This window comes from Terrisporobacter othiniensis, from assembly GCF_000808015.1.
Lineage (GTDB): Bacteria > Bacillota > Clostridia > Peptostreptococcales > Peptostreptococcaceae > Terrisporobacter > Terrisporobacter muris.
This window is the reverse complement of sequence record NZ_JWHR01000005.1, coordinates 15,277-38,704: the sequence shown is the minus strand read 5'-3', so window position 1 is coordinate 38,704 and position 23,428 is coordinate 15,277. Positions and strand designations below refer to the sequence as shown.

Here is a 23,428-nt window from a genome sequence, read left to right as displayed (position 1 = left end):
GAATTATGAGATTATAACACTATATAAGTGTATATGTCTAATTTAAAATATTCATAGATATATAACTAAAAGCTATATATTTGTGGAAAGACAGGAGAAGGAAATGAACTTAAAATAATTAGAATATTTTAAAGTTATAACAGAAACTAAAAATTTTACGACAGCTTCTAATATATTATCTGTTTCTCAGCCAGATTTAAGTAAGGCAATATCTAAACTAGAGGAAGAGTTGGATATTGAATTATTTCAACGCGTAGGATGTAATATAAAAATAACTGAATTTGGAGAGGTATTTTTAAAATATGCTGATTCAGCTTTAAGTGAGATATAAGATTTAAATAAATATCCAGAAATAGAATCAACTTTAGTAAAAAATGAAGAATATATATTGATAGCTCCTAAGAATCATAGTTTAGCTAATAAGGAAGAAGTTTATCTAAAAGATTTAAAGGATGAGTATTTTATAGCATATGATGATAAGTCAGATAATGTTATACAGTCATATTCTGGGTTGATTGGATATACACCAAAAGTCTATGCACAGCCAAGTGAAGGTAGCGTACTTGCAGCTTTAGTTGTGGCTGGAGCAAGGATTTCAATAATTTTAAATACACACATGATTAATACCAATAAAATATCGGCTATTAAAATAAAGGATAATATATAATATAAAAGTATTTATATGGGATGGAATAAAAACTTGAATATGAGTGAAAGCAAAAAAGAGTTTAAAGGTTGTGTTATAAGTATGAATGAAAATTAATTATTAGGAATAAATAATTGGCACAACATAAATAAGAAGATAAATAAGTGGTTAACTAATTTTATATTGGGTTCCACTTATTTTTATATAAGAAGATTTAAAAGAAAAATAAATCTACTAATCCTAGTAAAGCTGAAGCAGAAGCAAGTAAGTAGCTTAAACTTTTTTTATGAGGTTTTTTAATCTTAATAATAATTGATATTACAGCTAGTAGTCCAAATATACTTGCAATTAATCTTGATACTAGATAATTACTTGGAAGGGCTGTAATATTAAGACTAGTAATGATTATGGACCATCCACATAAAAAGTAAAAAAACATATTTTTTAGTTTCTCATTTTTTAAAGTATAAAGTAATGTAATTGATAATAAACTTACAGTTGTTAAAATTATAAATAATACAAATAAAGCTCCAAGTGCCATAGTTAACCTCCATTATAAAAAATTAAAATATAAAACATATCATTTATACAATTAAATGATATTGATTGTATAAGTCTATATTATAATATATTTATATTATATGAAATAGTCTAAAATAACATAATATAAAAATATAAATCCTATGCTACAATAAAATTACATAAATTATTTTAAAAAAGGGGAAAGTCATGGGAGATAAAAAAAGAAGAGTAAGAAAACCTGAGTGGTTTAAAGTAACTTATGATAGTGAAGTAGGTAGCATAGGCAAGATGATGGAGGATGATTCTTTACACACAGTTTGTAAAGAAGCAAACTGTCCAAATAGGGGTGAATGCTATAAAAAAAGAACAGTAACGTTTATGATAATGGGTAATCAATGTTCTAGAAACTGTAAGTTTTGTAATGTTACAAATGGAACTCCTACACATTTAGATCCATTAGAACCACTACATGTGGCTCAATCAGCAAAAAAACTAGACTTAAAGCATGTGGTAATAACTAGTGTTACGAGAGATGATTTAGAAGATGGTGGAGCAAAGCATTTTGCTAAAACTATTGAAGAAGTAAAAAAATTAAATCCAGGAGTTACTGTAGAAGTATTAATTCCTGATTTAAAAGGTGAAGATAAAAACTTAGATATAATAATAGAAGCTAAACCAGATGTTATAAATCATAACATGGAAACTATTGAAAGACTATATGAAAAAGTAAGACCAGAAGCTATTTATGATAGATCATTATATGTTTTAAGATATGTAAAAGAAAAATCATCAGAGATACTAACTAAAACAGGTATTATGGTTGGATTAGGGGAAGAAGATGAAGAAATATATAAGCTAATGGATGATGTATTAGCAGTTGGATGTGATATTTTTACTATAGGACAGTATTTACAACCAAGCAGAAAACATGTGGATGTGGAAGAATATGTTTCTTTGGCAAAATTTGAAGAATATAGAAAAGTTGGAGTGGAAAAAGGATTTAGATTTATAGCAAGTAGTCCGCTTGTTAGAAGCTCATATAAAGCGGCAGACGCATTGCAGACTAAGGCTAATGAGAGGGGATAAGTAATGATTTATATAAATAGTAATTCAACTAGCCCATATTTCAACTTTGCTCTTGAAGAGTATTTACTTACACAAAAGGATTTGGATGATGATGAAATATTTTTATTCTGGAGAACAAATCCTACAATAATGGTAGGAAGATATCAAAATACTTTTTCTGAAATTAACGAAAAATATGTGAGAGAAAATAATGTAAATGTAGTTAGACGTAATTCTGGAGGAGGAACCATATACACAGATATGGGCGCTTGGCAATTTACATTTATAGAAAAAAACTACAAAGAAGAAGGAATTTCATTTGATAAATTTACTGGTCCTATTGTTGAAGCGCTTCAAAAACAAGATGTGGATGCTCATTTTAATAGTAGAAATGACCTTTTAATAGGAAATAGAAAGTTTTCAGGGAATGCACAATATAGAAAAGATAATGCCATCCTACATCATGGATCCATATTATTTAATACAGATATACAGGCTATGGTAGAAAGTATAACTGTAGCAGAAGATAAGATTATTGCAAAGGGTATAAAATCAGTAAGAGAAAGAGTAATAAATATTAGTGAAGTGATGAAAGATAATATTACTAGTGAAAATTTTAGAGATATAATGTTAGATAGCTTATTGAAAAATAGTACTACATATACGCTAACTAAAGAGGATATAAAATCTATAAATAAAATACAAAAAGAAAAATTTGAATCTTGGGATTGGAATTATGGGAAAAATCCAATATTTAATATTAGTAGATATAAAAGATTTAATGGTGGTCGTGTAGATTTTAAGCTTAATGTAAAAAAAGGAATAATTAAAAACTGTACAATAGAAGGAGATTTCTTTTTAAGTGGAGAGATATCCATATTGGAAGAATCATTTATTGATTGTAAATATGTAAGAGAAGATATAAGTAAATTACTTGATACATTAGATATAGAAAATTATTTTTATAAAATAACTAAAGATGATTTATTAGAGTGTATAATTGACTAACAATATAATCTGCAAAAAGAATAAAGTACTGTTTAAATGGTTTTATGATAGTAATATGCTTATTAATATTGATATAATAAGGCAAAGACAAAATATATTGTAGAAAGGTATAATATGAACTTAAAAGATAAAATAGATAAAATACCACAATGTGCCGGTATTTATATAATGAAAGACATTTATAACAATATAATATATGTGGGAAAATCAATAAATCTAAGAAATCGTGTTAAGAGCTATTTTAGAGCTCATATTAATCGTTCTCGTAAAATTGAAAGAATGGTGAAATCTATCAATGATGTAGAGTATATAACAACAGACACAGAGCTGGATGCCTTATTATTAGAATGTGATTATATTCATAATATAAGACCAATGTATAATACTTTAATGAATAATTATGAAAAATACAAATATATAAAGTTAGATGCACACAGTCATAATATTATGAATATTGTTGATAAGAAGGAGGGGCAAGGTATTTACTTTGGTCCGTTTTCCATGAATAAAAGATTATTTACTTTAAGGGATTTTTTACTTGATTATTTTAAATTACCCATATGCAATACAAGAACAAAATGCATTAGATATAATATAAATAAATGTATTGGTCCATGCAGAGTAGATGCTTCTTCGGAATATGAAAAAATTTACAATATCCTTCAAGATACATTTGATGGTGATAATAGTTTAATAGAACAATTGGAAGAAGATATGATAGATGCATCCTCCTCCTTAAATTTTGAAAGAGCTAGAGAAATAAAAAACAATATAGAACTTATAAGGAGTATCTCACATAAACAAAATTCATTTGAGCTTTTAAAAAGTAATCCTAAACTTATATTATGGATAGAAATAGATAAGAAAAAGTACAATTTATATTTGATTAATGGCATTAATGTTGAATTTTCACAAATAATTAATATTGATATTTTTAATGACATTGAAAGAGAAGAACTAGTTAATGAGGTATCACAGTTTACATTAAAAAATCAAAGTTGGGAAAATTATGATAAATCATATATAGACTATATTAATATAATTTATTCTTATATATATATAAATAAAAATATTCATTATATACAATTATAAAGATTTGCTAAAAATTTTATAGAGACACCACTTGTTATGATGGTAGAATTTTATTTATTTAACAACAAATTGTGTAAAGTTTACAGATACAATAATATGTGAGGCAGGAGTTGTAAGACAAAACATTTATAGAAAATTAATTTAATATGAAATGATATTATATAGCCTTATTAAGTATTTAAAACAAAAGTTTTGCTTAATAGGGTTATTTTTTGGTTTGGAAAATTTACCAATAAAGTTGTTTAAAATAGAAAATTAGACAATTTATAAGAATGTAATATATAATCTACTTATGAGATATTAAGGGGGAGAAACATGTTCAATAGTATACCAAATAGAAAAGTTTATGAGCAGGTCATAGAGCAAATACAACAAAATATTTTATCAGGAGACTTAAAAAAGGGTGATAAATTACCATCAGAGAGAGAATTATGTGAACTAATGAATATAAGTAGAGCATCTGTAAGAGAGGCCATTAGAGTTTTAGAAGCAATGGGTGTAATTGAGAGTATACATGGGGAAGGTAATTTTATATGTACTAATCCTGAAAAATCATTACTACAGCCTTTATCAATGATTTTTAAATTAAATAATGGTAAATCTCAAGATATTTTCGAATTAAGAAAAATTTTAGAAATAGAAAGCTCTAAATTGGCTGCTAATAGAGCTACAAATATTGATTGTAGGGAACTTTTAAATATAGTTAATCAAATGGAAGAAGAAACTTTAAATGAAAATAGAAATGAAATATTAGTTAAATTGGATAAAGAATTTCATAATAAGTTGGCATCAATGAGTAAAAATTATTTAATAGAATGTTTATTTACTACATCATCAATGTTATTTGAAAAGTTTATTGAAGATGCTAGATGTGAAATTATTAAAAAAGATTCTGCAGATAAATTTTTGCTGTGTCAACATAAGGAAATTTGTGATGCAATTATCAATAAAAATGAAGAATTATCTATAAAAGCTATGAAAGATCATATGGATTATGTGGAAAAAATAATAATAGATATAAATGATTAATATTTATTAGTAGAAATATTGTTAATATTCAAACTATTCTTGTTTTTTATTCTAATAAGGAATACAATAAAAGAAAAAGTGGTAATACCACTGACCATTAGTGGAATGACCAGTACTATAACAAGGGGGAAGTTTGAATGAATCAATATGTTTTATTTTTGATTGCTTTAGTTCCTATTATATGGTTGATAGTTTCTTTAGGAGCATTAAAACTACCAGCTCATAAGACTTGTTTATTTACAGCATTTTTAAGTTTGCTAATAGCAATAATATTTTGGAAGATGCCAGTTATTGATGGGGTAACAGCATCTGTTGAAGGTATGGCGATAGCACTTTGGCCCATACTTTTAGTAATTGTAGCTGCATTATTTACTTATAACTTAGCCGTTAAAACAAAAACTATGGACACAATGAAATTAATGTTATCTAGTATTACAACAGACAAGAGAATACAAGTATTAATTTTAGCGTGGGGATTTGGAGGATTTTTAGAGGCTGTTGCAGGTTATGGTACAGCTGTTGCTATACCAGCTAGTATATTAGCATCAATTGGATTTAATCCCATATTTGCAGCAGTAATCTGCTTAATTTCTAATACGGTACCAACAGCTTTTGGAGCAATAGGAATACCCGTAACAACTTTAGCTACTGTAACAGGTCTAGACGTTATCAAACTTAGTTATATCACATCAATACAGTTAGCAGGATTTATTATGTTAATACCATTCTTACTAGTTATTATCACAGGAAAAGGTTTAAAATCAATAAAAGGAGTTTTTTGTATTACCTTAGTCTCTGGAGTAGCTTTTGCAATACCTCAAATATTTATTGCTAAATATTTAGGAGCAGAACTTCCAGCGCTTATAGGAAGTATTTGTAGTATGGTTTGTACTATATTAATGGCCAAATTAATTAATAAGAAAAAAGTAGAAAATTCATCAAATGAAGCTGAATTTGAGAAAGAAAGTTTTGAAATAGAGAATACGGGAGATGTATACGCAAGTAAAAAAGTTACTTTAAAAGAAGGTGTTCTAGCTTGGCTACCATATATACTGCTATGCACCTTAATATTACTTACTAGTCCATTAGTACCAAGTTTAAATGCTTTAGTAGGAAAAGTTAGTAGTAGTTTCCATATATATAGTGGAAATGCTACATCAACTACAAGTTTTTCTTGGATTAACACACCTGGTATGATGATAATTATAGCAACTTTTATAGCTGGAATTATACAAAAGCTAAATATTAAATATATGGCAATTGTTTTTAAGGATACGGTTATACAATTAAAGACGTCTTTCATAACAATAATGTCCATAGTAGCCATATCAAAAATTATGTCTTATAGTGGAATGACCAGCTCCATATCCTTTGGTTTATGTGCAATAACAGGTAGTTTTTATCCGCTAATTTCACCACTTCTTGGAGCTATAGGGACTTTTGTTACGGGAAGTGACACTTCAGCCAATATTCTATTTGGAGGATTGCAAGTGGAGGCTGCCAAATCTTTATCAATAGATCCTTACTGGATTGCTGCAGCAAACACAGCAGGCGCAACAGCGGGGAAAATGATTTCGCCACAAAGTATAGCCATAGCCACATCTGCTACAGGGCTTATTGGTCAAGAAGGAAAAATATTTAGCTCTACGGTGAAGTATTGTTTAGGATACGTAATTATACTTGGTTTAATCGTATATTTTGGTAGATTTTTACCTATACTAGGACTTTAAATTTAATTAAGGGGGAGTTTTTATTATGGCAATTATAAAAGTACCTTATTCAAAACAGGGTATGAATTTAGAAATAGAAGATAGAAATTTAGAAGCTATATTAGTTTCTAAGGCTCATGATTTTATAGTAAATAAGACAGAAAGTGAGATTGTGAAAGATTCTTTGGACAATCCAATAGGCCAGTCAAGATTAGAAGAATTATCAAAAGATAAAGAAAATATTGTGATTATAACTAGTGATCATACACGACCAGTGCCAAGTCGTGTAATAATGCCACAAATATTAGAAAGAATTAGAAAAGGTAATCCAAAGGCAAAAATTAAAATCTTAGTTGCAACAGGTTTTCATAGACCTAGCACAAAAGAAGAATTAATTTTTAAGTTGGGAGAAGAAATAGTTGAAAATGAAGAAATTGTAATGCATATATCAACTAAGGATGAAGACATGAAAAAAATGGGTGTACTACCTTCTGGAGGAGATTTTTATATAAATAAATTGGCTGCAGAGGCAGACTTACTTATAGCTGAAGGTTTTATAGAACCACATTTCTTTGCAGGGTTTTCTGGAGGAAGAAAAAGTATTTTACCAGGAATAGCTTCTGCAAAAACTATAATGTATAACCACTGTAGTGAATTTATAGATAATGATAATTCAAGAACAGGAATTTTGAAAAATAATCCTATACATGAAGATATGGTATATGCTGCAAAAACTGCCAACTTAGCTTTTATTGTTAACGTGGCAATAGACAAAGATAAGAAAGTTATAGCATCCTTTGCAGGAGATGTGGACAAAGCGCATAAAGAAGGATGTGAATTTGTAACTAATTTATCAAAAATAGATAAAGTTCCATCAGACATAGTTGTAAGTACAAATGGAGGTTATCCTCTTGACCAGAATATTTATCAATCAGTAAAAGGAATGACGGCGGCTGAGGCTACTTGTAAAGAAGGCGGAGTAATAATAATGGTAGCAGCTTGCAATGATGGCCATGGAGGTCAGTCTTTTTATAATAATGTGGCAAATGCTTTATGTCCAAAAGAAATACTTGAAAATGTAAGAAATGTAAAAAAAGAAGATACTGTTCCTGATCAATGGGAATTTCAAATACTAGCAAGAATTTTAGATAGATTTACAGTAATAATGGTTACAGATCAATGTGACCCACAAATGATTAAAAATATGCATATGAAACATGCTTATAATTTTGATGAGGCACTAAATATGGCTTATGAAATTAAAGGTAAAGATGCTAAAGTTGTTGTTATTCCAGATGGTGTATCTGTAATAGTTAAATAAAATTATAGTATAAGCAAGATGCTTTTGTTATTAATGAAGGCAACTTGGTTGATTAAATAGTTAAGGGGGAAGAAGAATGGAAATTTTAGTATGTGTTAAACAAGTTCCTGGAACTACACAAGTTGAAGTTGATCCAGTTACTGGAGTTTTAAAAAGAGATGGAGTAGATTCAAAGATGAATCCCTACGATTTATTTGCCTTAGAAACGGCATTAAGAATAAAAAAAGAAAAGGGAGCTACTATAAAAACCATAACAATGGGACCACCTCAAGCTAAAACTGTAATAAAAGAAAGTTTTTCCATGGGTGTTGATGAAGGAGCAATAATTAGTGATAGAAAATTTGGTGGAGCAGATGTTCTTGCTACTTCTTATACTTTATCTCAAGGGATTAAAAAAATATCTAATCCAGATTTAATCATATGTGGAAAACAAACTACAGATGGCGACACAGCACAAGTTGGTTCAGAAATTGCTGAGTTTTTAAACATACCTCACGTGACAAACGTAACTGAAATAATAGAAGTAAAAGAAGATTCCATAGTAGTTGAGATAGATTTACCTACTTCTATGGAAGTATGTGAAATAACTTATCCATGTCTAATTACTGTGGAAAAAGATATATTCCAGCCAAGATTACCTTCTTTTAAATTAAAGATGGATACTAAGGATAGAGAAATACCAATGTTTACTTTAGGTGATTTTGAAGATAAAGATGAACATCATTATGGATTAAATGGTTCACCGACTCAAGTTAAGAGGATTTTCCCGCCTACACCAAATACAGATAAAAATGTATTAAAAGGTAGTAGTAATGAGTTATGTGAAGCTCTATTCAATAAAATAGTAGACTTAAAAATAATATAGTTAAGGAGGAATAATATAATGGCTAAGATAATTGTTAATCAAAATAAAATTGATAATATAGAAGAAGTGTTAGAACTTTGTCCTTTTGGTGCATTGGAAGAAATAGATGGAAAAGTTGAAATAAACGCAGCTTGTAAAATGTGTAAAATGTGTGTAAAAAAAGGTCCAGAAGGCACTTTTGAATTTGAAGAAGATGAAAAGGTTGCTATAAATAAGGATGAGTGGAAAGGTATCACAGTTTATGTGGAACATTCAGATGGCGAAATTCATCCAGTTACTTATGAATTAATAGGTAAGGCAAGAGAATTAGCAGCAAAAATAAATCATCCAGTTTATTGTGTATTTGTTGGAAATAATATAAAAGATAAATGTTTACCACTGCTTTCTTATGGTGTGGATGAAGTTTTTGTTTATGATGATGAAGAATTAGATAAATTTAGAATAGAACCATACACTGCAGCAGTAGAAAATTATATATCTAAAATTAAGCCAACAATTATGTTATTTGGTGGAACAACTATAGGAAGATCTTTAGCACCTAGACTTGCTGCAAGATTTAGAACAGGGCTTACTGCAGATTGTACAATTTTAGATATTCAAGAAAATACAGACTTAGACCAAATAAGACCGGCATTTGGTGGAAATATAATGGCACATATAAATACTCCAAACCATAGACCTCAATTTGCTACAGTTAGATATAAAATATTTAATGCACCAGAGAAAGTAGAAAATCCTACTGGAAAAATAACTATATGTGAAATTGAAAAGAATAAATTACAATCTAATATAAAAGTTTTAGAAACTAAAATTAAAAATAAAGTTATAGGTATAGAAGATGCAGAAGTAGTTGTTGTTGTAAGTAGAGCATTTAAAAAAGCAGAAGATATACAAATGGCAGAAAAGTTGGCAGATTTACTAGGTGCACAAATAGGAGGAACTAGACCAACTATTGAGGCAGGCTGGGTAGATCCTAGAAAACAAATAGGACTTAGTGGAAGAACAGTAAAACCGAAACTTATAATAACTTGTGGTGTGTCTGGAGCAGTTCAATTTGTTGCGGGTATGAAGGGGTCAGATTATATAATTGCCATAAATCAAGATGAAAATGCTCCTATATTTGATGTGGCTCATTTAGCATTAATAGGGGATATTTATGAAATAATTCCAATGTTAATTGAAAAGATTGAAAATTCTATTAATTCATGTAGTAAACAAGATATATTAGCTAAAGCATAAGATACATCTGATGATTAAGTAAATGTATGAAAATATAAATGAATAAGCTTTATTATAAAAAGGAGGGGAATATTATGTATAAAAAATTAGATAAAAATGATATAGAATTTTTAAAAAGTATTTGTAATGCTGAAGATGTTATAGTTGGTGATGAAATAAGTGAAGATTTTGCTCATGATGAATTAGCAGGGGAGCTAAAATATCCAGAAGCTATGGTTTATGTGAGAAATCGTGATCAAGTTTCAAAAATAATGAAATATGCTTATGAAAATAATATACCAGTGACTCCTAGGGGACAAGGAACTGGACTTTCTGGAGCATCTGTTGCACTTTATGGTGGGATAATGGTTAATATGTGTAAAATGGATAAAATACTAGAACTTGATGAAGAAAACTTAACTCTAACTGTAGAACCAGGAGTTTTACTTATGACAATCGGTCAATATGTAGAAGAACATGATTTATTTTATCCACCAGATCCAGGAGAAAAAAGTGCAGCAATTGGTGGAAATATAAACACTAATGCTGGTGGAATGAGAGCAGTAAAGTATGGAGTAACACGAGATTATGTAAGAGGTTTAGAAGTAGTACTTCCTAATGGGGAAATAATAAATGTAGGAGGAAAAGTAGTTAAAAATTCATCTGGATATGCAGTTAAAGATTTAATAGTAGGTTCAGAAGGTACTTTGGGTATAGTTACAAAAGCCATACTTAAATTATTACCATTACCTAAAAAGGCAATTAGTTTGCTTATACCTTTTCCAAACTTGGAGTCTGCTATAGATACTGTTCCTAAAATTATAAAATCTAAATGTATACCAACAGCAGTAGAGTTTATGGAAAGAGAAGCAATAGTTGGTGCTGAAGAATTTTTAGGAAAGAAATTCCCAGATAATTCATCTAATGCATATTTATTATTAAAATTTGATGGAAACTCTACAGAAGAAATAGAAAAAGAATATGAAAATGTGGCAAAACTTTGCTTAGAATGCGGAGCTTATGATGTATTAATTTCAGATACGGATGAGAGAAATGAAAGTATATGGTCTGCAAGGGGAGCTTTCTTAGAAGCCTTCAAAGCAAATAGTGTAATAGATGAGTGTGACGTTGTTGTGCCAAGAGACAAGGTGGCAGAGTTTATAAGATATACTCACGATATACAAAAAGAGGTTGGACTTAGAATAAAAAGTTTTGGGCATGCAGGAGACGGAAATCTGCATGTGTATCCTCATAAAGATGATTTGCCAGAAGAAGAATGGAAAGAAAGACTTTCTAATGCTTTCGAGTTAATGTTTAGTAAAGCAAGACAATTAAAAGGAGAAGTTTCAGGAGAACACGGAATAGGATATGCCAAGAGTCCATATTTCTGTGAATCTAAAGATGAAAACTATGTAAACATATTAAGAGGAATAAAACTTGCTTTTGATCCAAAAAATATTTTAAATCCAGGTAAAATTTATTAATGAATTATATAACAATATTAAAAAATAGCCATGTTAAATTTAATTTTAACATGGCTATTTTTTAATATTAGGTAAATTATAATTATTTATCTGAAGTTAAATAATCAAGTGCATATTTTACATATAATTTTGTTCCTATTTCTAAGACATCTTTATCAATATTGAAATTGCCACTATGAAGAGAAAAGCAAGCACATTTTTCTTCATTTCTACATCCAACAAAAGCTAAAGCACCAGAAGCCTTTTCAAGATAGAAAGAGAAGTCTTCGCTACCAGTTACTTTTTCGAATTTTATCACATTATTTTTACCAACTATTTCAGAGGAAGCATTTTCAGCAATTGCTGAACATTTTGCATCATTAATCATAGCTTTTCTTTAAAGTGGAGTTATTTCAGAATCTACATCATTATCAGCGGCAACAAAATCTGTACCCTCAAAACGAGGAGCTAAATATTTTTCTGTTACAAATGTACCAAGAACCACAAGTATAAATGTTGAAATTATTAAGAAATATCAGTTCATTGCAGGAGTACCAGTATAATTTGAATTAACAATTTGAGCAGCTGGAATTGTAAATCCTGCAACAAGTATGTCTAACATACTTACCATTAAATTGGCAGAAAATCCTGCATCAACCACTGCATTAGCTATTATACCAACGAATATTATTGTACCAGTTAGTAATTTTTTAGGAACTTTAGTAACAGTAGTTTTCATAACAGTTTCCATATATCCAGACTTTTCGGCAAGACCTGCACCAAGTATAGTAACAAGTAGTAATCCTAAAGGAGCAAAACTTGTAAAGTTTGTAACGATACTTGTTAAGAATAATTGCAATTGTTATTTACTTAATAAATTGAGGCCTTGAACAACTAAATTTTTACCAGTTGTTTCATCGACTTGACCAGGATGTATAGCAGTAACACCTGATTTAGCTACAAAGTACGATAATATCATAACAACAAACCAAAGTATTACAAATATGGTAACTGGTCTGGTAATTTATTACCCACCTTTTCAACTACGTTTAAGAATCGCATTAGCAGTCCTTGTTTTTTTCTTCTTTTACTTTACCCAAAACAACTCCCCCTTAATTAAAATTTAACTACTTAAATAGTCAATTGAAACTTGACATAAAGCTTTACAAAGAACTTTCATATTTTTATCATCCCATTGGAATTTTGAATTATGATGAAGTACTGGATGATTTTCATCTTCTGCAATACCAACAAAAACGAAGGTAGCAGGCACTTCTTTAGCCAGATATGCAAAATCTTCACCACCCATAGATGGTTCGCTTAGTTCAAAAACATTTTTGTCTCCAATGATTTTTTTTATTGATTTCATGGTCAAACTTGTCATATTATCATCATTTACTAAAGGTGGAAATTGTCTTATGTATTCATATTCATAAGTCGCACCTTGACAGGTAGTAATACCTTTTAAAATATCTTCCATGATTTTTTCTGTCTAAGTTCTAGTTTCCTCATCAAAAGCTCTAACAGTACCACCAAGAAGTGCTTCTGTTGGAATGGCATTATGACAATCAGTATTTCCTGCCTTCACATGACAACAAGAAAGAACTAGTGGAGTAAAAGGATTATTTTTTCTGCTTACAACAGTTTGTAGTGTACTTATAACCTGAGATAAAATTGGGATAGGATCTATTGAGCTTTGTGGTACACCACCGTGACCACCTTTACCTATAATTTTTATATTGAATATGTCTGGAGAGGCCATCATAGGACCGTGTTTTACACCTACCATTCCTTCTTTTACTCCTCCCCACAAATGTCCACCAAAGGCAGCATCAACATGAGGATTTTCTAATATGCCTTCATCAATCATTGGTTTTGCTCCGCTTTCAATTTCTTCATCTGGTTGGAACATAAACTTAATATTTCCATGTAACTTATCTTTTAGTTCACTTAAGATCATAGCAGCTCCAAGCAGTGAAGCAGTGTGACCATCGTGACCGCAAGCGTGCATTACACCAGGAATCTTAGATTTGAATTCTAAATCAGTTTCTTCATCAACTCTAAGAGCATCCATATCTGCTCTAACAAGTATGGTTTTTCCAGGGTATTTTCCTTTTAATAAAGTAATAACACCTGTTTTAGCAACATTTGTTTTTATTTCTAGATTTAATTTTTTTAGCTCGCTGATTACTAACTTAGATGTATTAAACTCATCGTATCCTACTTCTGGATACATGTGTAATTGATGCCTGATTTCTACAATTTTGTCATAGTACTTTTCGCAGAGTTCATAAATTTTATCTACTATAAAAAGAAATTATGTATATTTTATATTTAAAATAAAATTATACAAAAAATATAGCTTCATCTTTACATAAAAAATGAAGCTATGCTATTAAATTCATAAAGAATCAGATATAAAATTAAGAAATCAATGAAAAGGAGATAAAAGTGGTAATAATTGAAGAAAGGATATGAGCTTCATATCCTTTTTTATAGAAAAATTCATTTATGTGAAATTATTTTTTGAAAGGGTTAGGAGTATTTACTGTAAGTATTTTTACTATTTTTGATGTATTATTACTCCAGTTATGTGGTGAAGTTGATTTAATATGGGCACAATCACCAGGATATAAATCAGTTACTGTATTATCAATATTTAAGGTTAAAACACCTTCAAGTACATAAATAAACTCTTCACCCTCATGAGAATATAGTTCTATATCTTCAGATTCCTTATATTTGTGTGGCATTAATTGTTGCACTCTTGGAAGCATATCATAAGCAAAGGTATCTTTATTTAAAGTGTATTGAATAATTTCTGAATCTATTGCAGTGTACTTTCTATCATAACTTCTTGTGATACAAGATTTACTGTTTTCGTCAGCATAGTCAAAAAAGTCTAGAAGATTTACTTCTAGTACCTTTGCAATCTTAGCAAGAGAATCAACGGCCACGCTAGTCATTCCCCTTTCCAACTGAGACAAAAAACCTATTGATAAATTAGTTTCCTCACTTAGATATTTAAGTGTGAATTTTTTTGCATTTCTTAGTTCTTTTATTTTTAAACCTATACTAGCATTATAGTTCATTAACTTAACTCCCCTTGGATTTTAATTATGGATAATTTAAATATTAAATTAATATGTTGAATAAGTCAACTTATATAAATAAATATTTATTTCATATGAATGAAAAAATATAAAAAATAATGAAAAAAACAAATGACAAATTAATAACAATGTACTATCATGAAATTATAAAGGTATAAAATTCATATATATGAAAAAAGAGGGGAGGTTATGAAAATACCAAATATAATAAGTATTCAAAAATATTCTATCCATGATGGAGATGGAATAAGAACAACAGTGTTTTTTAAAGGTTGTGCATTAAATTGTTGGTGGTGTCATAATCCAGAAAGTCAAAGTTTTAAAAAAGAAATAATGTTCAATAGAGAAAAATGTACCAATTGTCTATATTGTACTAAAGTCTGCTCTTGTAACACAAAAGATGATGAAAGTGGAAATGTTAAATATGATAGAAACAGTTGCGAGACTTGTGGCAAATGTTTAGATTATTGTGTGAACAATGCTAGGGAAATTGCAGGTACTGATTATTCAATTAATGACATAATGAAGGAAATAGAAAAAGATAGTATGTTTTATGAATCTTCTTTTGGTGGAGTTACTTTATCTGGAGGGGAAGTAATGTTACAAGACAGTGACCTTATAGTTTCTTTATTAAAGAAAATAAAGAGAAAAGGATACAATGTAGCTATTGATACGTGTGGATATGCGCCAGAAGTTAATTATGAAAAGGTTTTACCGTATACCGATACCTTCCTTTATGACATAAAAACTATGGACAATGAAAAACATAAAAAGTATATGGGCAAGGGAAATGAGCTTATACTTAGTAATTTAAAATATTTAAGTGAAAATAATGCAAATATTTATATAAGGATTCCAGTTATAGGAACTGTAAATGACGATGACAAGGATATGGAAGAAATAATTAAGTTTTTAAAAGAAAATGTATGTGTAAAACAAGTGAATTTATTACCATATCACAATATTGCTAGTAGTAAATATGACAGATTAGATATGAAATATAAAGGTGAAAACTTTACAATTCCAAGCAAAGACAGAATGAAAGAACTTCAAGAACTGTTTATAAAAAATGGATTTAATAATACAAAAATAGGGGGTTAAGACATGGAAAGAGGAATGAATGAAAGAATTAAGAAATTAAGAAAGCAAAGTGTAGAAGCTACTCCACATATTTATATGGAAAGAGCTAATCTTATGACAGACGCTTATATGGAATATGAAGGATCTGTTTCAGTTCCAGAAATGAGAGCTTTAGCATTTAAACATTTTATGGAAAATAAAACACTTTGCATAAATGAGGGAGAATTAATTGTTGGTGAAAAAGGTGATTCACCTCAATCATCACCATCTTTTCCAGAACTTTGCTGTCATACTTTAGAAGATATGAAAGTTATGAATGATAGAGATTTAATATTCTTCAAAGTTACAGAAGAAGATATGAAATTACAAGAAGAAAAAATAATTCCTTTCTGGGAAAAGCGCTCAATAAGACATAAAATTTTAAATGCCATGACTGATGAGTGGAAAACTTGTTATGAAAATGGTATATTCACTGAATTTATGGAACAGCGTGGACCAGGTCATACTGTTGGTTCAAAGAAAATATATGAAAAAGGATTTTTAGATTATAAAGCAGATATTAAAGCAGCTAAGGAAAAGATAGATTATTTCAATGATAAAGAAGCTATAGATAAATTAGCTCAATTAAATGCAATGGATATATGTTGTGATGCAATAATAATTCTAGGGGAAAGATATGCAGCATATGCTAGAGAATTAGCAGAAGTTGAAACTGATCCAGTTAGAAAAGAAGAATTATTACAAATAGCTGCAAACTGCGATGTAGTGCCTGCACACAAGCCTAAGACTTACTGGCAAGCAATTCAAATGTACTGGTTTGTTCACTTAGGAGTAACTACTGAATTAAATCCATGGGATGCATATAGCCCAGGAAGACTAGATCAACATCTATATCCATTCTATGAAAAAGATGTAGAAGCTGGAAATTTAGATGATGAAAAAGCATTAGAATTATTAGAAAATTTATGGGTTAAATTTAATAATCAACCAGCACCACCTAAAGTAGGTATAACATTAAAAGAAAGTGGAACTTACACTGACTTTGCAAATATAAATACTGGTGGTATTACTGAAGATGGTAAAGATGGAGTTAATGATGTTTCTTATTTAATACTTGATTGTATGGATGAAATGAAATTATTACAACCAAGCTCAAACGTACAAATAAGTAAAAAAACTCCTCGTAAATTCTTAAAAAGAGCTTGTGAAATATCAAGAAAAGGTTGGGGTCAACCAGCATTTTATAATACAGAAGCAATAATACAAGAGTTATTAAATGCAGGAAAAACTATTGAAGATGCTAGACTTGGTGGAACTAGTGGATGTGTTGAAACTGGAGCATTTGGAAATGAAGCTTATATATTAACTGGATATTTCAACCTTCCTAAAATATTAGAACTTACTTTATATAATGGTTATGACAATGTAAGTAAAAAACAATTAGGATTACAATTAGGATATGCTAAAGATTTCAAATCATACGAAGAATTATTTGAAGCTTATAAAAAGCAAATAGAATACTTCTTAGATATAAAAATAAAAGGAAGTAATGTAATAGAAGAGATTTATGCTAGATATATGCCAGCTCCATTTTTATCAATAATAACAAATGACTGTATATCAAGTGGTAAGGACTACAATGCTGGAGGAGCTAGATACAACACTAACTATATCCAAGGTGTTGGTATAGGAACAATAACAGACTCTCTAGCATCAATTAAATATAATGTATTTGATAAGAAAAAATTCTCTATGGAAGAATTAATGGATGCTTTAGAAAATAACTTTGAAGGATATGAAATAATTAAAAATTTAGTAAGCAACAAAACACCTAAGTATGGTAACGACGATGATTATGCAGACGATATAATGAAAGATGTATTCAACTTCTACCAAAAAACAGTAACAGGTAGACCAAATATGAAGGGTGGACAATATAGAATAAATATGCTTCCAACTACTTGCCATGTTTACTTTGGTGAAATAATGATGGCTTCTCCAGATGGACGTCTGGCAAAGAAACCAGTATCAGAAGGTATATCACCATCTAAGAGTGGAGACACAAATGGCCCAACTGCAGTTATAAAATCTGCATCAAAGATGGATCATTTAAGAACTGGTGGAACATTACTTAATCAAAAATTCACTCCAAGTGTAGTTGCTGGAGAAAATGGTTTAGATCAAATGGCAAACTTAGTAAGAGCTTATTTTGATATGGATGGGCATCATATACAATTTAATGTTATAGATAGACAAACATTAATCAATGCTCAAAATAATCCACAGGATTATAAAGACTTAATAGTTCGTGTTGCTGGGTATAGTGACCACTTTAGAAACTTAAGTAAAGCTCTTCAAGATGAGATAATTGACCGTACTGAACAAGCTTTATAAAAATTCGCTTCGCTCATATCGCCAACGATATGTCTTTGCTACTACTGAGACAAATCCGTTGCTCAAAATATGAGCGGAGAATTTATTATAGATAAAAAACTGTAGTTACTATAAATAATTTAAATAATAGTTACAGTGTTAATTAGGGAAAAAGGAGATATTTGAAATGAGTAAAAAATTAGGATTTATTGGAGCAGGAAATATGGCTAAGGCTATGATGGGAGGTATCATAAAAAATAAAATTATTTCTTGTGATGAAATTATAGCGTCAGATGCTTATGCTCCAAGTTTAGCAGCAGCAAAAGAAAGTTTAAATATTGAAACTACAGAAAATAATCTAAAAGTAATAGAAGAAGCAGAAGTAGTTGTTTTAGCTGTAAAACCTCAATATTATGCAACAGTAATAAATGAGATAAAAGATCATGTAAGAGAAAATCAAATTATAGTAACTATAGCACCAGGTCAAACTTTAGAAAGATTAAACTCTTTATTTGGTAAAGATGTGAAAATAGTAAGAACAATGCCTAATACTCCAGCATTAGTTTGTGAAGGGATAACAGGAGTTTGTCACAATAATTTAGTAACTAAAGAAGAGTTAGATTATGTTTGCAATATTTTAAGTGGATTTGGAAAAACAGAAGTTGTGGGAGAAAACTTAATGGACGTTGTAGTTTCAGTAAGTGGTTCTTCACCAGCTTATGTATATATGTTTATAGAAGCTTTAGCAGATGGAGCAGTAATGGATGGAATGCCTAGAGATAAGGCTTATAAATTTGCAGCCCAAGCTGTTATGGGAAGTGCAAAGATGGTTCTTGAAACTGGAAAACATCCAGGTGAATTAAAAGATATGGTTTGTTCTCCAGGTGGAACTACTATAGAGGCAGTAAGAGTTTTAGAAGAAAAAGGATTTAGAAGTTCAATTATAGAATGTATGAAAGCTTGTGTAAATAAGGCTAGAGGACTATAAAAAAGGGGACTAATAATATGGAATTTAATAATGTAAAAGTTGTAAAAAAAGCTACAGTATATTTTGATGGAAAAGTAACTAGTAGAACTATTTATTTGGAAAATGGAGAAAGAAAAACTCTAGGATTTATGATGCCAGGCGAGTATGTATTTAATACGGGTGTGGAAGAATTAATGGAGGTTATAGGCGGAGAAATGGATATTCGTCTACCTAATGAAAGTGAGTTTAGAACTTATGAAGAAGGAGATAGCTTTATAGTTCCAGAAAAATCAAGTTTTGAAGTAATAGTTAAAACTTACGGAGATTATTGTTGTTCTTATAAAGACAAGTAAGATAAGTAAAAAACTGTAATGAGATTTATTTATAATCTCATTACAGTTTTTTTGAAGAATTTATGATTTATTTCTGTTTTGTAAAATTACATAGTTTTTATCATTCTTTGACATGATTTTAATGGATAAAAAAGCTAATTGTCTAAATAACTCCATGATAAGAACTTTTTCCTCTGGGTCCATATGCTTTATCGCATCCAAGATAATAGGAAGATTAGTTTTCCAGTTAACTGCAATATCAGTAATGGTTTCACATTTTGTTGAATTTAAAATTTCAAACAAGGCTTCTATAAATTGTTTGCGTTTTTCATCAGAAATTTGACTAAGCCAAGTATTGAGAGTTTTGTTAATATATTTAGATTTTGATGACAGTTCGTCTAGGTATATGAAATCTTCATTTCCAACTTCCCACCAAAAAGGATCATGCTGCATAATACCTCCTACACCGCTACTTTTTACAACATGATAATATTCATGATTTTCAAGCAGAATACCAACTAAGGATGAGTAGGGTATAGTTTTATTTATTTTATATTTAATAGATTTAAATTCTTCACTTTTTATAACTTCTTCTCTAAAACCAGGTCCATCATGACTATATATTTTTTCTATCCTAGGCTTTATACTATTGTTACAATTCATTGCAGAATAAACAGCAATATTGCCACCTTTTGAATGGCCTCCAATATATAACTTATGGGGCAATAATTTTGCAATTGTATTTACATAATCAACCCCTTCAAGTTGAGATGGGATAGGGCAAACAAAAGCCATATTAAAATCTTCTTTCCAACCAACTACAGTAGTATCCGTTCCTCTAAAACCCAAATAAGCAAACTCGTTACTCAATATAAATGTTGTAGCAGAAAATTGTTTTTCTTCATCGGAGTCTATTTTTGATACATGATAATTAATTTCAATATTTCTAAACCTTGGACTTGCAGCTAAAGAAAATAATAGGTGTTTATTTTTTTTAGGTAAAATAAAGCTACGAAACATTTTTCCAAAGTATTCTGCTTTCAATAGATCTTTAAAATATATAGGAGGTTTAAGGTTAGACAAATTACCTACTAAGTCATCGTATAAGTAGTTGGTAACTTGAGAAAGAATAAGAGAGTCTACAGTATTAAATTTTTTTTCATTCATGGTGTGAAATTCACTTTCCACATAGTCAATTATATTCCTCATAATAGCCTCCTTAAGAATTAATCTTATATTATCAATATACTCAATTAATTATAATTTTAATAACATTATTATTAATAACTTACATAACACAAATTTCTTTATTTTTAATAATTTTATAAATAAATGTATATTTATAGGAATCACAGTAGTTTACTGTGGTTACTATTTTAAATTTGTAGTAGTATGCAGTATTTTATTTTAACAAAGGATATTATGTATGAATGTAGAATTAAATAAAAGATGTTGTGTTTGAGAGAGTAGTACTAATTAAATGAACATATAAAATTTATTGAAAATAATTTGCAGGGAAATATAGATTAGGATGAAGCAGCAAAATAGTATGTTATATACTTATCATTTGCAAATAGTTTTTTCGTATTGTATTTTAAGATCTATGTTAAGGAAAAATGGAGTTGTTTTAAAGTTATATAATCAAATTAGTTTTAAAGTTACTATAAAATAAGGAAAAGATATGAAATAGTAAGTAATAAAGATAGATGATATAGTAAAGCAGTACTTGGAGTTAGTATATGTATTTCCTGGGAAAGGCAAAATACTAGAGCTTATACAAAAATTTGAAAAAATCAGTAACTTAATTGTTGCCAGCATCTTGTTATAAATATAAAAATTAACCTGATATGAAAGTATATCTAAATATTGATCAAGTTGATTTAGTACTTGAAATATTAATATTAATAAAAAAGTAAGATTGATATATAATAAAATACAAAATATAACAAATTGCACCAGGTATTAATATAATATTACAGTCTCAAATTAAGGAGGCAAGTATGTCTAGTTGAAATATAATAATTAGTCACTTATTATATTAATGTCTGTATATCAAACATAAAATATATAAAAAGCTGTTTATTATTAATATAAGCAGCTTTTTTATTATACTACTAAATTTAAATGAAAATGCTTTAACAATATGAGGCCAAATTAGAGGATGTGGTTGGTGAAAAGTAAAGCTTTTATCTAAAAAAATCATTATACATAATTCTTATCCATTATAATGAGAAATTAGATAGAATAGTAATTGGGAATATATGTAAAAAGGGGGGAGTGACAGGTGGATTTTTTAGAAAGTAAAGTCGGAAAGCAATTATTAATAATTATAGGAATAATAATATCTGCCATAGGAATCAATGGATTTTTAGCACCAGCAGACCTGCTTAGTAGTGGTCTTGCAGGAATAGTAGTCATACTAAATAAATTATTTGGAATTAATCAAGGTATAGCCATAATAGTAATGAATATTCCAATTTTTATTATTTGTAAAAAGTATGTGGATAAAGAGTTCTTTTTTACAAGTATTATAAATATGTTTATTTATTCTTTTGCTTTAGGAATTTCAGAAAATCTTTATAAATATATAAGGATAGATGACCTAATGATTCAAAGTATTTTTGGAGGTATTCTAATTGGTGTTGGAGTTGGATTAATATTTAAAGCAAACTCATCTGTTGGAGGCTTGGATATTGTAATGGCAGCTCTAAAAATTAAATACGATATATCCATAAAGAATGCATCACTAGTAATAAACTTTTTTATTATATGTGTGGGTGGAGTGTTATTTGGTGGACTTAAAGCAATGTATACATTAATTTCCATGTATTTAACATCCATATCAATAGAAAAGGCAAAGGATATTTTTAATAAACAAAAGTTGATTTTGCTTATATCAGAAAAATATGGTGAGATAGCGAGTAATATAATGAAGACCACAGGTAAAGGTGTAACTTTCTTAGATGCACAAGGTGCTTACTCAAAAGTGAACAAGAAAATGATATATTGTGTAGTTGCATCTAGTCAAGTTGCTAAAATAAAAGAAATAATATATAAAGAAGATAAAAATGCTTTCGTCTCAATTAATAATATTGATGAAGTAAAAGGTGGTGGATTTAAAGAAAAAAAATTATAGTCTACAAAACAGCAATTTAATTATTGCTGCTTTTTTATATTAAAGGAGTCTTTAATCTTCACAAAATCTTTATACGATTATAAAAAACTTAATATGAACTTAACTAAAATATAAATATAATAGTAATATATTATAAAAATAGGAGTTGAGTAATATGATTAAAGCATGTCAAAAGAATAGTAGTATTAATAATAAAATTGATAAAGTTATTTATTATTTAAAAATGAATGATTATGATGCAGCTATTAATAATATTAAAGAGGCAATGGTCGAAGATTTATCTTCTGGAAAAATTCATAATCTATTGGGAATATATTATGAAAAGCATGGAGATTTTAATAGAGCAAGAAAGCATTATAGAGTTGCTTGTGATTTGGAACCGGATTTTATTGCTCCAATAAAAAACCTTGAAAGATTAGGAACTTTTAGATATATATGTAGTGACAAATATATAGATTATGGAGAAGAAATAAGTTGATAGAAGAAATT

Annotated in this window: 23 protein-coding genes and 1 pseudogene; 17 read left to right on the top strand and 7 right to left on the bottom strand. The window is 29.0% G+C overall.

Annotation, left to right across the window (positions count from 1 at the left end; translation table 11 throughout):
* Window positions 1-130 precede the first annotated feature (130 nt).
* Together QX51_RS21645 and QX51_RS21520 are read left to right on the top strand one after the other, a co-directional pair.
* Window positions 131-331, top strand: a pseudogene (locus QX51_RS21645) (LysR family transcriptional regulator); the annotation flags it as partial.
* Between the two features lie 21 nt (window positions 332-352).
* Window positions 353-667, top strand: a complete 315-nt coding sequence (locus QX51_RS21520) for a LysR substrate-binding domain-containing protein (RefSeq protein ID WP_152607185.1) — start codon at window positions 353-355, stop codon at window positions 665-667.
* A gap of 193 nt (window positions 668-860) precedes the next feature.
* Here the strand turns inward: QX51_RS21520 and QX51_RS00685 are convergent, their stop codons facing one another.
* On the bottom strand, window positions 861-1,187 hold the full coding sequence (locus tag QX51_RS00685) for a hypothetical protein (protein ID WP_039677974.1): 327 nt from the start codon (window positions 1,185-1,187) through the stop codon (window positions 861-863).
* Window positions 1,188-1,375: 188 nt separating this feature from the next.
* Between QX51_RS00685 and lipA the strand changes: the two genes are divergently transcribed.
* The 9 genes from lipA (at window position 1,376) to QX51_RS00640 (ending at window position 11,959) form a co-directional block, all read left to right on the top strand.
* The gene (gene lipA, locus QX51_RS00680) at window positions 1,376-2,254 is read left to right on the top strand and encodes a lipoyl synthase (protein ID WP_039677973.1); all 879 of its coding nucleotides are present in this window, start codon (window positions 1,376-1,378) and stop codon (window positions 2,252-2,254) included.
* A 3-nt stretch (window positions 2,255-2,257) separates the two neighbouring features.
* The gene (locus tag QX51_RS00675) at window positions 2,258-3,241 is read left to right on the top strand and encodes a lipoate--protein ligase (protein ID WP_039677972.1); all 984 of its coding nucleotides are present in this window, start codon (window positions 2,258-2,260) and stop codon (window positions 3,239-3,241) included.
* Between the two features lie 114 nt (window positions 3,242-3,355).
* Window positions 3,356-4,333: a GIY-YIG nuclease family protein gene (locus tag QX51_RS00670; protein WP_039677971.1), complete on the top strand. Its 978-nt coding sequence runs from the start codon at window positions 3,356-3,358 to the stop codon at window positions 4,331-4,333.
* Window positions 4,334-4,648: 315 nt separating this feature from the next.
* Entirely contained in the window at window positions 4,649-5,362 is a 714-nt protein-coding gene (locus QX51_RS00665) for a FadR/GntR family transcriptional regulator (RefSeq protein ID WP_039677970.1), read from the top strand.
* 137 nt (window positions 5,363-5,499) lie between these two features.
* Entirely contained in the window at window positions 5,500-7,092 is a 1,593-nt protein-coding gene (locus QX51_RS00660; RefSeq protein ID WP_039677969.1) for an L-lactate permease, read from the top strand.
* Between the two features lie 25 nt (window positions 7,093-7,117).
* Window positions 7,118-8,392: a nickel-dependent lactate racemase gene (gene larA, locus QX51_RS00655; protein ID WP_039677968.1), complete on the top strand. Its 1,275-nt coding sequence runs from the start codon at window positions 7,118-7,120 to the stop codon at window positions 8,390-8,392.
* Window positions 8,393-8,468: 76 nt separating this feature from the next.
* Window positions 8,469-9,257: an electron transfer flavoprotein subunit beta/FixA family protein gene (locus QX51_RS00650; protein ID WP_039677967.1), complete on the top strand. Its 789-nt coding sequence runs from the start codon at window positions 8,469-8,471 to the stop codon at window positions 9,255-9,257.
* Between the two features lie 18 nt (window positions 9,258-9,275).
* Entirely contained in the window at window positions 9,276-10,496 is a 1,221-nt protein-coding gene (locus QX51_RS00645) for an electron transfer flavoprotein subunit alpha (RefSeq protein WP_039677966.1), read from the top strand.
* Between the two features lie 74 nt (window positions 10,497-10,570).
* Window positions 10,571-11,959, top strand: coding sequence for an FAD-binding oxidoreductase (locus QX51_RS00640; RefSeq protein ID WP_039677965.1), 1,389 nt, complete (start codon window positions 10,571-10,573; stop codon window positions 11,957-11,959).
* An 82-nt stretch (window positions 11,960-12,041) separates the two neighbouring features.
* Here the strand turns inward: QX51_RS00640 and QX51_RS00635 are convergent, their stop codons facing one another.
* From QX51_RS00635 to QX51_RS00620, 5 genes are all read right to left on the bottom strand, one after another.
* Entirely contained in the window at window positions 12,042-12,326 is a 285-nt protein-coding gene (locus tag QX51_RS00635; RefSeq protein WP_039677964.1) for a M20/M25/M40 family metallo-hydrolase, read from the bottom strand.
* A 147-nt stretch (window positions 12,327-12,473) separates the two neighbouring features.
* Complete coding sequence (locus tag QX51_RS19215; protein ID WP_052232791.1) at window positions 12,474-12,797, bottom strand: AbgT family transporter; 324 nt, start codon at window positions 12,795-12,797, stop codon at window positions 12,474-12,476.
* A 264-nt stretch (window positions 12,798-13,061) separates the two neighbouring features.
* On the bottom strand, window positions 13,062-13,418 hold the full coding sequence (locus QX51_RS19210; protein ID WP_052232790.1) for a M20/M25/M40 family metallo-hydrolase: 357 nt from the start codon (window positions 13,416-13,418) through the stop codon (window positions 13,062-13,064).
* Window positions 13,419-13,430: 12 nt separating this feature from the next.
* Window positions 13,431-14,192: a M20 metallopeptidase family protein gene (locus tag QX51_RS19205; RefSeq protein WP_278246173.1), complete on the bottom strand. Its 762-nt coding sequence runs from the start codon at window positions 14,190-14,192 to the stop codon at window positions 13,431-13,433.
* A 265-nt stretch (window positions 14,193-14,457) separates the two neighbouring features.
* Complete coding sequence (locus QX51_RS00620) at window positions 14,458-15,030, bottom strand: helix-turn-helix domain-containing protein (RefSeq protein ID WP_039677963.1); 573 nt, start codon at window positions 15,028-15,030, stop codon at window positions 14,458-14,460.
* Window positions 15,031-15,240: 210 nt separating this feature from the next.
* On the opposite strand from QX51_RS00620, the gene QX51_RS00615 reads away from it, so the two are divergent.
* The 4 genes from QX51_RS00615 (at window position 15,241) to ppnP (ending at window position 19,824) form a co-directional block, all read left to right on the top strand.
* Complete coding sequence (locus QX51_RS00615) at window positions 15,241-16,152, top strand: trans-4-hydroxy-L-proline dehydratase activase (RefSeq protein ID WP_039677962.1); 912 nt, start codon at window positions 15,241-15,243, stop codon at window positions 16,150-16,152.
* 3 nt (window positions 16,153-16,155) lie between these two features.
* Window positions 16,156-18,525 carry a trans-4-hydroxy-L-proline dehydratase gene (hypD, locus tag QX51_RS00610; RefSeq protein WP_039677961.1) on the top strand — a complete coding sequence of 790 codons (2,370 nt, stop codon included), beginning with the start codon at window positions 16,156-16,158 and terminating at the stop codon, window positions 18,523-18,525.
* 166 nt (window positions 18,526-18,691) lie between these two features.
* Window positions 18,692-19,492: a pyrroline-5-carboxylate reductase gene (gene proC, locus QX51_RS00605; protein ID WP_039677960.1), complete on the top strand. Its 801-nt coding sequence runs from the start codon at window positions 18,692-18,694 to the stop codon at window positions 19,490-19,492.
* A 17-nt stretch (window positions 19,493-19,509) separates the two neighbouring features.
* Entirely contained in the window at window positions 19,510-19,824 is a 315-nt protein-coding gene (ppnP, locus tag QX51_RS00600) for a pyrimidine/purine nucleoside phosphorylase (RefSeq protein ID WP_039677958.1), read from the top strand.
* A 60-nt stretch (window positions 19,825-19,884) separates the two neighbouring features.
* Here the strand turns inward: ppnP and QX51_RS00595 are convergent, their stop codons facing one another.
* Complete coding sequence (locus tag QX51_RS00595) at window positions 19,885-21,012, bottom strand: DUF2974 domain-containing protein (RefSeq protein WP_052232788.1); 1,128 nt, start codon at window positions 21,010-21,012, stop codon at window positions 19,885-19,887.
* 1,075 nt (window positions 21,013-22,087) lie between these two features.
* Here QX51_RS00595 and QX51_RS00590 point away from each other — a divergent pair.
* Together QX51_RS00590 and QX51_RS00585 are read left to right on the top strand one after the other, a co-directional pair.
* The gene (locus tag QX51_RS00590; protein ID WP_039677957.1) at window positions 22,088-22,939 is read left to right on the top strand and encodes a YitT family protein; all 852 of its coding nucleotides are present in this window, start codon (window positions 22,088-22,090) and stop codon (window positions 22,937-22,939) included.
* Window positions 22,940-23,093: 154 nt separating this feature from the next.
* Window positions 23,094-23,417: a tetratricopeptide repeat protein gene (locus QX51_RS00585; protein WP_039677956.1), complete on the top strand. Its 324-nt coding sequence runs from the start codon at window positions 23,094-23,096 to the stop codon at window positions 23,415-23,417.
* The last annotated feature ends 11 nt before the right edge of the window (window positions 23,418-23,428 follow it).

Coding starts and splice junctions, on each gene's coding strand:
- QX51_RS00585 (WP_039677956.1), top strand. CDS start 23,094: ATGATTAAAGCATGTCAAAAGAATAGTAGTATTAATAATAAAATTGAT.
- QX51_RS00660 (WP_039677969.1), top strand. CDS start 5,500: ATGAATCAATATGTTTTATTTTTGATTGCTTTAGTTCCTATTATATGG.
- QX51_RS00595 (WP_052232788.1), bottom strand. CDS start 21,012: ATGAGGAATATAATTGACTATGTGGAAAGTGAATTTCACACCATGAAT.
- ppnP (WP_039677958.1), top strand. CDS start 19,510: ATGGAATTTAATAATGTAAAAGTTGTAAAAAAAGCTACAGTATATTTT.
- QX51_RS00645 (WP_039677966.1), top strand. CDS start 9,276: ATGGCTAAGATAATTGTTAATCAAAATAAAATTGATAATATAGAAGAA.
- QX51_RS00620 (WP_039677963.1), bottom strand. CDS start 15,030: ATGAACTATAATGCTAGTATAGGTTTAAAAATAAAAGAACTAAGAAAT.
- QX51_RS00665 (WP_039677970.1), top strand. CDS start 4,649: ATGTTCAATAGTATACCAAATAGAAAAGTTTATGAGCAGGTCATAGAG.
- QX51_RS00650 (WP_039677967.1), top strand. CDS start 8,469: ATGGAAATTTTAGTATGTGTTAAACAAGTTCCTGGAACTACACAAGTT.
- QX51_RS00615 (WP_039677962.1), top strand. CDS start 15,241: ATGAAAATACCAAATATAATAAGTATTCAAAAATATTCTATCCATGAT.
- QX51_RS19210 (WP_052232790.1), bottom strand. CDS start 13,418: ATGGAAGATATTTTAAAAGGTATTACTACCTGTCAAGGTGCGACTTAT.
- QX51_RS00675 (WP_039677972.1), top strand. CDS start 2,258: ATGATTTATATAAATAGTAATTCAACTAGCCCATATTTCAACTTTGCT.
- proC (WP_039677960.1), top strand. CDS start 18,692: ATGAGTAAAAAATTAGGATTTATTGGAGCAGGAAATATGGCTAAGGCT.
- lipA (WP_039677973.1), top strand. CDS start 1,376: ATGGGAGATAAAAAAAGAAGAGTAAGAAAACCTGAGTGGTTTAAAGTA.
- larA (WP_039677968.1), top strand. CDS start 7,118: ATGGCAATTATAAAAGTACCTTATTCAAAACAGGGTATGAATTTAGAA.
- QX51_RS00635 (WP_039677964.1), bottom strand. CDS start 12,326: ATGATTAATGATGCAAAATGTTCAGCAATTGCTGAAAATGCTTCCTCT.
- QX51_RS00670 (WP_039677971.1), top strand. CDS start 3,356: ATGAACTTAAAAGATAAAATAGATAAAATACCACAATGTGCCGGTATT.
- QX51_RS00685 (WP_039677974.1), bottom strand. CDS start 1,187: ATGGCACTTGGAGCTTTATTTGTATTATTTATAATTTTAACAACTGTA.
- QX51_RS00640 (WP_039677965.1), top strand. CDS start 10,571: ATGTATAAAAAATTAGATAAAAATGATATAGAATTTTTAAAAAGTATT.
- hypD (WP_039677961.1), top strand. CDS start 16,156: ATGGAAAGAGGAATGAATGAAAGAATTAAGAAATTAAGAAAGCAAAGT.